Here is a 13,137-nt window from a genome sequence, read left to right on the forward strand (position 1 = left end):
TCGGGCATCGCAGATAAGTACAATTTTTTGTGAGCAGTACCGGTTTTTAGAAGGCACATTGTCTTGCCTCTGGGTTCAGATTGATGAAGAATCTTCGCAAGATAAAGTTTTGAAAGGGACAAAAACAATGTGAGCCCTTCATGGAACCAGTATTGTAATAAGTCTATTTTGCTGGCGAAATTTCGCTATTCCTCAATCGTTTGCTGTTCAGCCAGTCTCTTCTCTCTGCCAGCGAAAGTAAAACCGCTCTAAGTCAAAATGTTTTTCTTTGGCCCTGGTGGCTATAATATCCGATTTTTCTTCGATTCTAATGAAGGAAGCAGGTTTTCAGGAAGGTGCAAAGAGTCAAAACAACCGGAGTTTTACCGGGAAGGACGGGAAGCACGCGAGGCCGCTGCAGGAGCGAAATTGGGTTCAAAATCCAGGGCAAGCTCGATTTTTAAATCGTTGGCGGAAGGATTTTTTTATTTGTCTCTGCCGGCGTGAAGGTAGATGACTGGCTTTTTTTAGCAATAACGGCCGCCACCGCCGGTGAAGGCAGCAGTGCAATACCAGTTTCTAAGCCGAGCAAAAGTAGCAGGGGGTAGGGTGCCGGTAAGCCGGTTCTCTTATGCCGGGATATAATTATAGCATAAATAATATACAGGGTGCGGTTGGTTTGTGTAGCTTCGCATAGTATGAAACGTATTTTGTTTGCTCTTCTCTTGGGGGCGTTTCTTTCTGGTGGCGGCGCTATGGCGCAGGGGCGGGCAGCGGCACGGGGCGGCAAAGCTACCTCAGTCTCCCGTATCCAGACGGTGCGGCTGGATGACCCCATTCTGGTATTTTACCGCGAAAAACCGCCCGGCAATGCGGCCCAGCAGCTGGTAATGGATGCTAAGGTGCTGCCCCAATTAGCCAAACTTCCCTTTGAGGAGCTGATAGCCCGGCCCGATATCTACTTTGATGGCATCGACAACCGGGAGATACCGGGCTCCGCCAAAAACAAGGATAAACTGCGGCTGGTAGGCTCCTATGGCTTATCCAACTCCAAGCGCCAGCCAGCCGGCGACGGCCGCAGCCAGTATGTGCACCTGCGCAAACCCAAGCAGGGGGTATTTTATGTTTTTCAGGATGATGCCAGCCAGTACCGTTCCCTGGTAAATGATGGGCACGGCGGCTCCCGGGTAGATTTTCAGGCCAACGTGCTGCCCGGTATCGATTCTGTGCGGGCTGTATACGTGCTGCGCCTTCTGGACCCCGCGCAACGCGGCGCCAGCATTCGGTGACCTTGTCCCGGAGTTTACCCAATCTATTGCCTGCCTGATTATGCGCATAAAACACCTTTTGACCCTTTCGGCTTTATTCCTGACGGCCGCCGCCGCGCAGGCGCAGGTTACGTTTAAGCTGACGGCCGTTCCCGCCAGCACCCCTGCCACCGATGCTATTTATGTAGCGGGCTCCTTCAACGGCTGGAACCCCGGCAGCACCGCCCTGACCAAGAACCCGGACGGCACCTATCAGATAACCCTGCCAAAAAGCACTGGCTCCATTGAGTTCAAATTTACCCGGGGCACCTGGGAGAAAGCCGAAACCGATGCCAAAAACAGCGACGTAGCCAACCGCACCTACACCTTTGGAGCGGCTCCCGCCACCGTAGAGTTGCAGGTGCAGAACTGGAAAGACCTGGGCGGGGGCACCACGGCCTGCGCCAGCACCGCCCTGCAGCCCAATGTGCAGGTGGTAAGCGCCAGTTTTGCCATGCCGGAGCTAAACGGCCGCACCCGCCGCGTGCTCATTTATCTGCCCAACGACTATGCCACCACCGCGCGTCGCTACCCGGTATTATATATGCACGATGGGCAGAATGTGTTTGATAAATGCACCAGCTTTTCCGGGGAGTGGGGCGTAGACGAAGCCTTAAGCCAATTGCAGCAGGCGGGGCAGGACCCAACGGGCGCCATTGTGGTAGCTGTGGATAATGGGGGCAATTCCCGCCTGGATGAGTACTCGCCCTGGCGCAATGAGAAGTACAAAGCCGGCGGAGAAGGAGATAAGTACGTCGATTTCCTGGCCCAGACCCTGAAGCCTTACATTGATGCCCATTTTCGTACCCTCACGGGCCGGGAGTACACCGGCCTGGCTGGCAGCAGTATGGGCGGCTTGATTTCCGTGTACGCCGCTCTCAAGTACCCGGACTTATACAGCAAAGTGGGCGTGTTCTCGCCGGCTTTCTGGTTTGCCAAAGAACCCCTGTTTGAGTACGTGCGCAAAACCGGGTACAAGCAGCCTACTAAATTCTACTTTGTATCGGGTACTACCGAAGACGAAACCATGGTGCCGCTGATGGCCGCCATGCGCGACTCTTTACAGAAGCTGGGCTTCGCGGCTGCGGATATGAGCTTCCGGCCTGTGGAAGATGGCAAGCATGCGGAGTGGTTCTGGAAGCGCGAGTTTCCGGCGGCCTACCAGTGGCTGTTTCCGGCCGCTACGCCCACCAGCACCAAAAATAACCGCCCGGCGCTGGCCTTTAGCGCTTATCCTAACCCCGCGCAAGGGCAGCTTTCGGTGCAGCTGCCAGCCGGCGTGAAAGATGCCAAAGTGGAAATTATGGATGGCACCGGCCGGCAGGTGGCCAAAGCCAAGGTGCGGAATGGCGGAACCGTAGATGTTAGCCGACTGGCCAAAGGCTGGTACGTGCTACGCGTAGCGGCGGGCAAGGAGGTTGGCTCCCAGGCTTTTATGAAGCAGTAGCGTTCTGATTAAAATTTTGGCCTGAACAGCACTTTCTGCTTGCTTCGTAAAAAGGCCGGCTTACCTTTGCACCCGCAGCCTCTCAGGCTGTCTTTTCTCTGATGACAACTCAATTGACTTTGCAGGCATGGTGGTGGCCCCTCGGAATCTCCGGACGGGACAACCTGTGCGTGCGTTAGAGTTGTATCAATCAACTTCGCATCGACTTAACAGAAAGCCCGGCCACCCGCCGGGCTTTTTTATTGCTGCCCGGCGTTGGAACCCTCTCTCAACCACCAGCCCCGCATATGCAAACCTTCCAGCTCACCACCCGTTTCCAGCGCGTACTGGCCGATACCGTAACCCCCGTAGGCCTCTACCTGCGCCTCCGCGACCGGTACCCCAACTGCCTGCTGCTGGAAAGCTCCGATTACCACGGCCAGCAGAACGCCTTTAGCTACCTGGCTTTTGACCCGCTGGCCCGGTTTGAGCTGCGCGGTGGCGAACTGGCTCTGAGCTTCCCGGACGATACCACCCACACCGAAACGCTGGCGGAGCCCCGGCAGGCGCTGGCACGGCTGCAGCAGTTCTCCAACAGCTTCCAGACCGAAGAAACCGGCCACGACTTCATCACCGGCGGACTGTTCGGGTACATTGGCTACGAGGCCGTGCAGTACTTCGAGGACCTGGAGCTAAACACCGCAAAGCAGCCGGCCGGAGAGATTCCGGATATTCTGTATAGCACCTATCGCTACGTTATTGCCGTCAATCACTTCCGCAATGAGCTGTTTGTGTTTGAGCACACTCTGGCCGGCGAGCCCGCGGACGAAAGCGGCCTTACCCGGCTCGTGAACCTGATTCGCAACCCTTCGCTACCGGATTTCAAGTTTCAGGCAGTAGGTGAGGAGCAGACCAACCAAACCGACGAGGAGTTTCTGGAGGTGCTAGCGCAGGGGCAGCAGCACTGCCGCCGCGGCAACGTGTTCCAGATAGTATTGTCGCGCCGCTTTCAGCAGGGTTTTTCGGGGGATGAGTTCAACGTGTACCGCGCCCTGCGCTCCATCAATCCCTCGCCGTACCTATTTTACTTCGACTACGGCTCCTTCAAGATTTTTGGCTCCTCGCCCGAAACCCAACTACTGGTGAAAGGCCGCCAGGCCAGCCTGTATCCCATTGCCGGCACCTTCCGCCGCACCGGCCACGATGCCGAAGACGCCGCCCTGGCCCAGAAGCTGGCTGATGACCCCAAGGAAAACGCCGAGCACGTGATGCTGGTGGACCTGGCCCGCAACGACCTGGCCCGCCACGGCGACAAAGTAGAAGTAAAGGTGTTCCGCGAAATTCAGTTTTATTCCCACGTCATTCACCTCGTAAGTGAAGTAACGGCCCAACTGGCCCCCAAGGCCAGTTCCCTGCAGGTAGTAGCCGATACCTTCCCGGCCGGTACTCTTTCCGGCGCGCCCAAGCACCGCGCCATGCAGCTTATTGATGGCCTGGAACCCACCGCCCGCGGCTACTACGGCGGCGCCATTGGCCACCTGGGCTTCAACGGCGACTTCAACCACGCCATCATGATTCGCTCTTTCCTGAGCACGGCCAACCAGCTCTACTTCCAGGCCGGGGCCGGGGTAGTAGCTGCCTCCGATATCAACTCCGAACTGCAGGAAGTGCACCACAAGCTGGCCGCCCTGCGCAAAGCTTTGAAAGAAGCAGAACTGGTTTAGGTAGTCTTACCCGCCCCCAGAACGACCAAATTATAAGCCCACCCAACGATGAAACTTCTCGTTCTCGATAATTACGACTCCTTCACCTACAACCTCGTGCAAGTGCTGCGGGAGCTGGGTCATACCGATAATGTCACCATCATCCGCAACGATAAGCTGACGGTGGAAGACGTGGCCGCATACGATGCCATCCTGCTTTCCCCCGGTCCCGGCCTGCCTTCCGAAGCTGGCCTGATGCCGGAAATTATCCGTCAGTATGCACCCACTAAACGCATTTTAGGCGTATGTCTGGGGCACCAAGGTTTGGCTGAGAGCTTTGGTGGCGAGCTGTACAACCTGCCGCAGGTGCTGCACGGCCTGGCCACCGAAGCAGAAGTGGTAGCCGAAGACAGAATGTTCGCCGGCCTGCCCGCGCGCTTCAAAGTGGGTCGCTACCATTCCTGGAGCGTACGGCCCGAGTCGGTGCCCGACACGCTGGAGGTTACCGCACTGGATGAAAACGGGCAGGTGCTGGCCTTCCGCCACCGCGAGTATGACGTGCGCGGCGTGCAGTTCCACCCCGAGTCTATCCTGACGGAGCACGGCCACCAAATGCTGCGCAACTGGCTGTCTACATAAAAGCCCGTCATGCAGAGCGCAGCGAAGCATCCCGCGTGCTGACGTTGCCAGTGTAATTACCACACTAGCGAGATGCTTCGCTGCGCTCTGCATGACGTTCAGTTTAAAATCAGCGTAATCCCCTTTAATCCGCATTATCCGCTGTTCGATTTTGAAACAGATTCTCAACCAATTATTTGACCAGCAGCTGCTCTCGCATAGTGAGGCGCGGGAAGCCATGCTGCGCATCGGTCAGGGCGAAGCCAATGCGTCGGAAATGGCGGCCTTCATGACGGTGTACCGCATGCGCCCCATTTCGGTACCGGAGTTGGCTGGTTTCCGCGACGCGCTGCTCAGCCTGAGCCGCGACCCGGAACTGGGCACCCGCGACACGGTAGACATTGTAGGCACCGGCGGCGACGGCAAAGACACGCTGAACATCAGCACGCTGGCCTGCTTTGTGGTGGCCGGCGCGGGCTATAAAGTAACCAAGCACGGCAACATCGGGGTATCCTCGGTGTGCGGCTCTTCGGATGTGCTGGCACAGCTGGGCGTAGGGTTTGGGGCCAGTAATGAAGTACTGCAGCGTCAGCTGGAGCGGGCTAATATCTGCTTTCTGCATGCGCCATCCTTCCACCCGGCCATGCGCCATGCGGGTCCGGTGCGCCGCGAGTTGGGCGTGCGCACCTTCTTCAATATTCTGGGGCCGCTCGTAAATCCGGCCCGCCCTAAGTTTCAGGTGGCAGGCACTTTCAGCCTGGAGCTGTTGCGGTTGTATAACTATCTGCTGCAGCAAACTGATACCCGCTACGCCGTAGTGCACGCCCTAGATGGCTACGATGAACTCTCCTTAACGGCCACCGCCAAACTGGCCACGCCGGTAGGGGAGCGGCTGCTCACCGCGGCAGATTTTGGGTTGACCACCACGCTGCCCGCAGAGCTGGCCGGCGGCCGCACCGCCGCCGAATCGGCGCAGCTGTTTCTGGATGTGCTGGAAGGCCGGGCTACCCGCGCCCAGCGCGACGTGGTAACGGTCAACGCCGCCCTCGCCATTGGCTGCCTGGAACCTGACTTCAGCCTCGCCGCTGCCTTAGCCGCGGCGCAGGAGTCCTTGGACTCCGGCCGCGCCCGCCAGGCATTAGAGAAGCTGGTTGCCTCGCAGTAGCGCGAAGCTCCAGCTTCGTGCCTCGTCCGCGCCAGTCTCACAGTTAATTATCCATCATTTCGTTCAACAATACGCGAAGCTGGAGCTTCGCGCTACATGCAAACCCAAATGACTATTCTCGATAAAATCATTGCCCACAAACGGCAGGAAGTAGCTACCCGCCAGGGCCTAGTACCCGCCAAATTGCTGGAGCAAAGCCTCTATATGAATGCCCAGCCGCTGAGCCTGCGCCGGTACCTGCAGCGCGATGATCTGAGCGGCATCATTGCTGAATTCAAGCGGAAGTCGCCGAGCAAAGGCGTGATTAATGCGCATGCCCCGGTAGAGCGCACCACCTTGGGCTACATGCAGGCCGGCGCTTCCGCCTTGTCTATTCTCACGGATACCGAGTTTTTCGGCGGCAAAAATGAGGACCTGACCACTGCCCGCCGTTACAATTTCTGCCCCATCCTGCGCAAGGATTTCGTGGTGGATGAGTATCAGATTCTGGAAGCCAAAAGCATTGGGGCCGATGCCGTGCTGCTCATTGCCGCCGTGCTCTCACCGGAAGAAGTGCTGCGCCTGGGCCGCCTGGCCAAAAGCCTGGGGCTGGAAGTGCTGCTCGAAATCCACAACGCCGAAGAGCTGGTCCGCACCCTGCACCCCGATGCCGTGAGCCTGGTGGGCGTGAACAACCGCAACCTGCACGACTTCTCCGTGAGCCTGGATACTTCCGGCGAGCTGGCCCAGCGCATTCCTGAGGAGTTTGTGAAAGTGACGGAAAGCGGGCTGACCTCGGCTGCCGAGATTGAAGCCCTGCGCGCCGTAGGTTACCGCGGTTTCCTCATCGGCGAAACGTTCATGCGCAACAGTCGGCCGGAGAAAGCCTGCGCCGCGCTGGTGCAGCAATTGCGCCACACCGAGGCCGTAACACTACTCTAATGAGCCTTCGCCTGAAAGTTTGCGGCATGGCGCGGCCCGATAACCTGCGCACGGTGGCCGCGCTGGCCCCCGATTTTCTGGGGTTCATCTTCTACCCCAAGTCCAGGCGCTTTGCGGGCGCTACTCTGCAGCCGGCTGACACGGCGGCTTTGCCCGCCGGGATTCAGAAAGTGGGGGTGTTTGTAGATGAAAAGCTGGAAGTAATGCAGGCCCGGGTACGGGAATTTCACCTGGACTTGGTGCAGCTGCACGGCTCCGAAACGCCCGAAACCTGCGCGACGCTACAAGATTCGGGCATCCCCGTCAGCAAAGCTTTTGCGGTAGGCGAAACGTTCGACTTTTCAGTGCTGGCGCCTTACGTGGGCCACGTTACCTACTTTCTTTTCGATACGGCCGGGGCTCAGCCCGGCGGCAATGGCACCCCCTTCAACTGGCAGCTGCTGGAACAATACCACCTGCAGGTGCCTTATTTCCTGGCCGGGGGGCTGGCGCTGGAACATGCCGCCGAATTACGCAACCTCTGCCTGCCCGGCTTGTTTGCACTGGACCTGAACAGTCGGTTTGAAACCGAGCCAGGCGTGAAAGATGCCGGGCAACTAGGGCAGTTTTTTGATCAGATAAGCATCGTTTCAACTTCCGCCCCAAAGCCGCCCAAACCTCATTCGGCTAATAGCCATCAGCCAACAGCTCAATAATCATGAAACCAACCTACCAGCAACCTACGGAGCGCGGCTACTACGGCCAGTTTGGCGGCGCTTTCATCCCTGAAATGCTCTACCCCAACGTAGAGGAGCTGCGCCAGCAATACCTCGATATTCTGGCCGAGCCGGAGTTTCAGGAGGAATACCAGATGCTGCTCCGGGACTATGTGGGCCGCCCTACACCGCTGTTTGAGGCCAAGCGCTTATCGGAGAAATATAATACCCGCGTTTTCCTGAAGCGGGAGGACCTGTGCCACACCGGCGCCCACAAAATCAATAATACCGTGGGCCAGATTCTGCTGGCCAAACGTCTGGGAAAAACCCGCATTATTGCCGAAACCGGCGCGGGCCAGCACGGCGTGGCCACCGCCACGGTGTGTGCCCTCATGGGGATGCAGTGCATCGTGTATATGGGCGAGGTGGACATGGAGCGGCAGAAGCCCAACGTGTACCGCATGCGCCTGCTGGGGGCCGAGGTGCGCGCCGCCATGAGCGGCAGCCGCACGCTGAAAGATGCCACCAACGAGGCCATCCGGGACTGGATTTCCAACCCCGTAAATACGCACTACATCATTGGCTCCGTAGTAGGCCCGCACCCGTACCCTGATCTGGTGGCGCGGCTGCAGGCAATCATCAGCGAGGAGATGCGCAAGCAGCTGCTGGAAAAAACCGGTTCCGAGCTGCCGCAGTACGTGGTGGCCTGTGTGGGCGGCGGCTCCAACGCGGCGGGTGCTTTCTATCATTTTCTGGAAGAGCCTTCGGTGCAACTGGTAGCGGTGGAAGCGGCTGGTCATGGCATTTATTCCGGCCACTCGGCGGCTACCTCGGTGCTGGGTACGCCGGGTGTTATTCACGGTGCCCGCACGCTGCTGATGCAGGATGAGGAAGGCCAGATTACCGAGCCGTATTCCATTTCGGCGGGGCTTGATTACCCGGGAATTGGCCCCCTGCACGCTTTCCTGGCCGATGCCGGCCGGGCCCGGTTTATCAGCATTGAAGACGAGGATGCCCTGCGTGCCGTCTCGGAGCTGAGCCGCCTGGAAGGCATTATCCCGGCTCTGGAAACGGCGCACGCCCTGGCCGCGCTGGACCAGCTGGGCGCCGGCCCCAATGATGTGGTGGTGGTAAACCTCTCCGGCCGCGGCGACAAAGACCTGGAAACTTACCTGAAGTACGCCGATACTATTCTGTAACCACTCACAACATCTGTCATCCTGACGAAGGAAGGACCTTATCACGTCAGGTCACGGCCGCACGATATTGTTCACGCGGGGTAAGGTCCTTCGCCAAGCTCAGGATGACAGAAAGAATTACAATGAATCGAATAAAAAACGTCTTCGATAAAAAGCAGAAAGGCCTGCTCAATATCTATTTCACGGCCGGCTACCCCACGCTGGATTCCACGGTGCCGCTGCTCACGGCCCTGACCACGGCTGGCGCAGACCTGATTGAAATCGGGATGCCCTTCTCTGACCCCCTGGCCGATGGCCCCGTCATTCAGCAGAGCAGCTCCGTGGCGCTGAAAAACGGCATGAACCTGCGGGTATTGTTTCGCCAGCTGGCTGATATCCGGAGCCACGTGCCTGACACGCCAATTCTGCTCATGGGCTACCTGAACCCGGTGATGCAATTTGGGGTGGAAAACTTCTGCCGCGAGGCGGCGGCGGTGGGAGTGGACGGCATTATCCTGCCCGATCTGCCCCTGGACGACTATGTGGCCGAATACCAGGAAATCTTCCAGCGCTATAACATGCGCCCTGTCTTCCTGATCACGCCGCAAACCGCTCCGGAGCGCATCCGCCGCATCGACGACCTGACGGATTCCTTCCTTTACCTGGTATCCGGCCCCGGCACTACGGGCGGGGCCAATACCCAGGCCGAAGGGGTGCAGGACGCCTATTTCCAGCGCATCGAGGACATGAAGCTGCGCAACCCGCGCTTAATCGGTTTCGGTATCGGTGACAAAGCTTCTTTCCAAAACGCCTGCCGGTACGCCGAAGGCGCCATCATCGGCTCCGCCCTGATCCGCGCCCTCGATGACACGGATGATGCCCCGGCTGCGGCTAGCCGCTTTGTGCAGTCTGTGCTTCAGTAAGCCGCAAAATCAGAACGTCATAAATAGTAGCTCGTCATGTCGAGCGTAGCCGAGACATCTTGCTAGTGTGGTAAATAGTTAGCACCATAACATCAGCACGCGAGATGTCTCGGCTGCGCTCGACATGACAGATGACTTTTCTTTCTTCTTCTCCAAATGATCATCCAACTCGAACCCAATATTTCAGCCGCTGCTCAGGCGGATATTGAAGCCCGCATTCAGGCGCTCAAATACAAAGTAACTGACGTTAAAACCCAGCGCGCCCACTACCTGGTGGCTATCGGCAAAGCCGATATCGACCTGCGCGCCATTGGGCAGCTGCCGGGCATCCTCGATATTCATCGGGTATCGGACGATTACAAGCTGGTGAGCCGCAAATGGCGCGTGCGCCCCACCGTGCTGGACCTCGGCAACGGCGTGCGGATCGGAGAGGGGAGCCTCACGCTGGCCGCCGGCCCGTGCAGCATTGAGAGTGAAGCCCAGATGGAGCTGATTATGCAGCACCTGGTGGATAATGACGTGCGCATCATGCGCGGCGGCGTGTTTAAGCCCCGTTCCTCGCCGTACTCTTTCCGCGGTTTGGGCATGGATGGCCTGAAGCTGTTTCACCAGATGGCCCGCGCCCGCGGCATCAAGATTGTGACGGAGGTAATGCAGGTGTCGCAGGTAGAGGAGATGCACGATTACGTGGATGTGTTCCAGGTAGGCGCGCGCAACACCCAGAACTTCAACCTGCTGGATGCCCTGGGTGGCGTAGATAAGCCCGTGATGATCAAGCGCGGTATTTCCGGCACCATTGAAGAGCTGTTGTCTTCGGCGGAATACGTTTTTTCCGGAGGCAATGAAAAGCTGATTCTCTGCGAGCGGGGCATCCGCACGTTCGAAACAGCCTCGCGCAATACGCTGGATTTGAACGCTGTGCCCATTCTGAAAGAGAAAACCCACCTGCCCGTTATTGTAGACCCGTCGCACGGCATTGGCATTCGGGAGCATGTGGCGCCCATGGCCCTGGCCGGCGTTATGGCCGGTGCCGATGGCATCATCTACGAAGCGCACGAAAAGCCGGAAGAAGCTGCCTCCGATGGGCAGCAGACGCTGAACTTTGCGGAGTCGGAGCGCCTGATTCGCAATTTGCGCCGGGTGTATGCCCTGCGCCAGGAGCTGGAATAAACCCCCAACGAAGCTCAGAAAGGAGCTTTTTCAGACCCTTTGAAAAAATAATTCCCCTTTTTGGATACAACTAATTAGCTGTTGCCTATATATTTGCAATCAGTATGCAGAACCAATCCGTGAAATGCTTTTATCTAACCCCGATTCGCAATATGCGAAACGGAGTTGGGCTGCATTGCCGGTACAGAAGCTAAGAGCGCTACATGCTACTTACTCGCTGAAAACCACAAAAGCCCGACTCCTTCCAGGAGCCGGGCTTTTTTTATGTCCAATACGATGTTCGCGCAACACTACGACCAGTACACTGCTCAGGACCAATTAGTATGGAAAGTTCTGTTCGACCGCCAGACTGCGCTGCTGCACAAGCGGGCCTGCTCCGCCTTTGCGCAGGGCCTCAAGCGCATTGGTTTCCACCGCAACGCCATTCCTAAGTTTGAGGAAGTGAACGAGCGGCTGGGTAGCTATACCGGTTGGGAACTGGTGGCGGTGCCCGGTATGGTAGATGATGCTACTTTCTTTGCCTTGCTGGCGGAGAAGAAGTTTCCCGCCACCACCTGGATCCGGCCCATGCGGCAGTTCGACTTCATTGAGGAAGCCGACCTGTTTCATGATATCTTCGGGCACGTGCCGTTGCTGTCGGACGCGGCGTTTGCCAACTTCCTCCACTTCCTGGGTCACGTAGCCCGCCTGCACCTAAACGATGCGCAGGGGTTGCAGCGCCTGCGTGCACTCTACTGGTTCACGGTAGAATTTGGGTTGGTAATGGAAGAGGGCAAGCCGCGCATCTACGGGGCGGGTCTGCTCTCCTCGGCCGGCGAAACGCACCACTGTGTAGATGATGAAACCATCCGCCGTGACTTCGACCTCGCTTCCGTATTGCACACGCCCTTCACTGAAGTGCGCTTCCAGGAACAGTATTTTGTTTTGCCTAATTGGGAGCAGCTCACGGAAAGTGTAGCTGAGCTGGCCGCGTTGCTTTCAACCAACTGGCAGCTGAAAACCGTCTAGCGGCTTGTTTCTTCCGGTTTGCCTCCTAACTTTACTTCCATGATTCGGCTTGTCTCCCGCTATTACGCTTATGCTTATTACGCTCCCTGCAGGAGCGGAGCGGCTATGGCGTGTCAGGGAGGATAAGTACTTAACTCCGACATACTTCTTAAGCCTGCTTCCGCTCTGCGGAGGCAGGCTTTTTCTTTTTCACGCCTTCACATTTCCTTTTTCATATGATGTCCTCCTCTGCTTCCGTTCTCGCCGCCACCACCGCCACCGTAGCCACGCTGCCACTCATGGAGCAGCAATATGCCCACTACACCGCCGCCGACCAGCACGTTTGGCAGCTGCTGTTCGACCGCCAATCGGCGTTGCTGCCGGGGCGCGCGGCCGAGCCTTTTCTGGAAGGCCTGCGGGAAATAGGGTTTCACCGCCACGCCATTCCTGATTTTGCGGAAGTTAATCCGCGGCTAAAAGCACTTACTGGCTGGGAACTGGTGGTAGTGCCCGGCATTGTAGATGATGCCGTATTCTTTGGCCTGCTGGCCGATAAGAAGTTTCCTGCCACCACGTGGCTGCGCAAGCTGGAGCAGCTGGACTACCTGGAAGAGCCCGATATGTTTCATGACGTATTCGGCCATGTGCCGCTGCTGATGAACCCGGAGTTTGGAGCCTTTTTGCAGGAACTAGGCGAAGCCGCTGTGCAGCATTTCCAGCGCTGGCCCGGCACGCTGGAGCTGTTCACGCGCCTGTACTGGTTCACCGCCGAGTTTGGCCTGCTCCGTCAGCCCAACGGCCTGCGCATTTACGGGGCGGGTCTGCTTTCCTCACACGGGGAAGTAAAGTTCAGCCTCAGCGAAAAGCCTACCCGCCTGGAGTTCAGCCTGGATGGCGTGCTGACTACGCCCTTTGAGAAAGACCATTTTCAGGAGCTGTACTTCATACTGGAAAGCATGGACCAGCTAGGCGAAAGCCTGACCCAGCTTAAGGCGCGACTGGTAGAATAGTTGTTGAGTGGAATGCACGAAAAAGCCCGGGTCCGTTGCAGCGGAGCCGGGCTTT

13 protein-coding genes are annotated in these 13,137 nt (G+C 57.7%); 12 read left to right on the forward strand and 1 reads right to left on the reverse strand.

The window, feature by feature from the left end; genetic code table 11:
- Nucleotides 1-439 precede the first annotated feature (439 nt).
- On the reverse strand, nucleotides 440-571 hold the full coding sequence (locus PK28_RS21135) for a hypothetical protein (RefSeq protein ID WP_262489745.1): 132 nt from the start codon (nucleotides 569-571) through the stop codon (nucleotides 440-442).
- 106 nt (nucleotides 572-677) lie between these two features.
- On the opposite strand from PK28_RS21135, the gene PK28_RS08095 reads away from it, so the two are divergent.
- From PK28_RS08095 to PK28_RS08150, 12 genes are all read left to right on the forward strand, one after another.
- Nucleotides 678-1,268: a hypothetical protein gene (locus PK28_RS08095; RefSeq protein ID WP_156126306.1), complete on the forward strand. Its 591-nt coding sequence runs from the start codon at nucleotides 678-680 to the stop codon at nucleotides 1,266-1,268.
- Nucleotides 1,269-1,308: 40 nt separating this feature from the next.
- Nucleotides 1,309-2,733, forward strand: coding sequence for an alpha/beta hydrolase-fold protein (locus tag PK28_RS08100; protein WP_082017021.1), 1,425 nt, complete (start codon nucleotides 1,309-1,311; stop codon nucleotides 2,731-2,733).
- Nucleotides 2,734-3,020: 287 nt separating this feature from the next.
- Nucleotides 3,021-4,436, forward strand: coding sequence for an anthranilate synthase component I family protein (locus PK28_RS08105; RefSeq protein ID WP_044513208.1), 1,416 nt, complete (start codon nucleotides 3,021-3,023; stop codon nucleotides 4,434-4,436).
- Nucleotides 4,437-4,484: 48 nt separating this feature from the next.
- Nucleotides 4,485-5,054: an anthranilate synthase component II gene (locus tag PK28_RS08110; RefSeq protein WP_044513211.1), complete on the forward strand. Its 570-nt coding sequence runs from the start codon at nucleotides 4,485-4,487 to the stop codon at nucleotides 5,052-5,054.
- Between the two features lie 151 nt (nucleotides 5,055-5,205).
- Nucleotides 5,206-6,198 carry an anthranilate phosphoribosyltransferase gene (gene trpD, locus PK28_RS08115; RefSeq protein ID WP_044513214.1) on the forward strand — a complete coding sequence of 331 codons (993 nt, stop codon included), beginning with the start codon at nucleotides 5,206-5,208 and terminating at the stop codon, nucleotides 6,196-6,198.
- 108 nt (nucleotides 6,199-6,306) lie between these two features.
- Nucleotides 6,307-7,119 carry an indole-3-glycerol phosphate synthase TrpC gene (gene trpC, locus PK28_RS08120; protein WP_044513217.1) on the forward strand — a complete coding sequence of 271 codons (813 nt, stop codon included), beginning with the start codon at nucleotides 6,307-6,309 and terminating at the stop codon, nucleotides 7,117-7,119.
- The gene (locus PK28_RS08125; protein ID WP_044513220.1) at nucleotides 7,119-7,814 is read left to right on the forward strand and encodes a phosphoribosylanthranilate isomerase; all 696 of its coding nucleotides are present in this window, start codon (nucleotides 7,119-7,121) and stop codon (nucleotides 7,812-7,814) included. Before trpC ends, PK28_RS08125 begins: the two co-directional genes overlap by 1 nt.
- Nucleotides 7,815-7,816: 2 nt before the next feature.
- Complete coding sequence (gene trpB, locus PK28_RS08130) at nucleotides 7,817-9,013, forward strand: tryptophan synthase subunit beta (protein WP_044513222.1); 1,197 nt, start codon at nucleotides 7,817-7,819, stop codon at nucleotides 9,011-9,013.
- A 122-nt stretch (nucleotides 9,014-9,135) separates the two neighbouring features.
- Nucleotides 9,136-9,915 (forward strand): tryptophan synthase subunit alpha, encoded by a 780-nt coding sequence (trpA, locus tag PK28_RS08135; RefSeq protein WP_044513225.1) that lies wholly within the window; start codon nucleotides 9,136-9,138, stop codon nucleotides 9,913-9,915.
- A 156-nt stretch (nucleotides 9,916-10,071) separates the two neighbouring features.
- On the forward strand, nucleotides 10,072-11,085 hold the full coding sequence (gene aroF, locus PK28_RS08140) for a 3-deoxy-7-phosphoheptulonate synthase (RefSeq protein WP_044513227.1): 1,014 nt from the start codon (nucleotides 10,072-10,074) through the stop codon (nucleotides 11,083-11,085).
- Between the two features lie 264 nt (nucleotides 11,086-11,349).
- Complete coding sequence (locus PK28_RS08145) at nucleotides 11,350-12,093, forward strand: phenylalanine 4-monooxygenase (RefSeq protein WP_044513228.1); 744 nt, start codon at nucleotides 11,350-11,352, stop codon at nucleotides 12,091-12,093.
- 215 nt (nucleotides 12,094-12,308) lie between these two features.
- Nucleotides 12,309-13,082: a phenylalanine 4-monooxygenase gene (locus PK28_RS08150; protein WP_316931977.1), complete on the forward strand. Its 774-nt coding sequence runs from the start codon at nucleotides 12,309-12,311 to the stop codon at nucleotides 13,080-13,082.
- The last annotated feature ends 55 nt before the right edge of the window (nucleotides 13,083-13,137 follow it).

It is taken from the genome of Hymenobacter sp. DG25B, from assembly GCF_000801315.1.
In the GTDB taxonomy this organism is placed as follows: domain Bacteria; phylum Bacteroidota; class Bacteroidia; order Cytophagales; family Hymenobacteraceae; genus Hymenobacter.

What these genes read in the sequence shown, in the direction of transcription:
- PK28_RS08095 (WP_156126306.1), top strand. Translation starts at nt 678, where the DNA reads ATGAAACGTATTTTGTTTGCTCTTCTCTTGGGGGCGTTTCTTTCTGGT.
- PK28_RS08100 (WP_082017021.1), top strand. Translation starts at nt 1,309, where the DNA reads ATGCGCATAAAACACCTTTTGACCCTTTCGGCTTTATTCCTGACGGCC.
- PK28_RS08105 (WP_044513208.1), top strand. Translation starts at nt 3,021, where the DNA reads ATGCAAACCTTCCAGCTCACCACCCGTTTCCAGCGCGTACTGGCCGAT.
- PK28_RS08110 (WP_044513211.1), top strand. Translation starts at nt 4,485, where the DNA reads ATGAAACTTCTCGTTCTCGATAATTACGACTCCTTCACCTACAACCTC.
- trpC (WP_044513217.1), top strand. Translation starts at nt 6,307, where the DNA reads ATGACTATTCTCGATAAAATCATTGCCCACAAACGGCAGGAAGTAGCT.
- PK28_RS08125 (WP_044513220.1), top strand. Translation starts at nt 7,119, where the DNA reads ATGAGCCTTCGCCTGAAAGTTTGCGGCATGGCGCGGCCCGATAACCTG.
- trpB (WP_044513222.1), top strand. Translation starts at nt 7,817, where the DNA reads ATGAAACCAACCTACCAGCAACCTACGGAGCGCGGCTACTACGGCCAG.
- trpA (WP_044513225.1), top strand. Translation starts at nt 9,136, where the DNA reads ATGAATCGAATAAAAAACGTCTTCGATAAAAAGCAGAAAGGCCTGCTC.
- aroF (WP_044513227.1), top strand. Translation starts at nt 10,072, where the DNA reads ATGATCATCCAACTCGAACCCAATATTTCAGCCGCTGCTCAGGCGGAT.
- PK28_RS08145 (WP_044513228.1), top strand. Translation starts at nt 11,350, where the DNA reads ATGTCCAATACGATGTTCGCGCAACACTACGACCAGTACACTGCTCAG.
- PK28_RS08150 (WP_316931977.1), top strand. Translation starts at nt 12,309, where the DNA reads ATGATGTCCTCCTCTGCTTCCGTTCTCGCCGCCACCACCGCCACCGTA.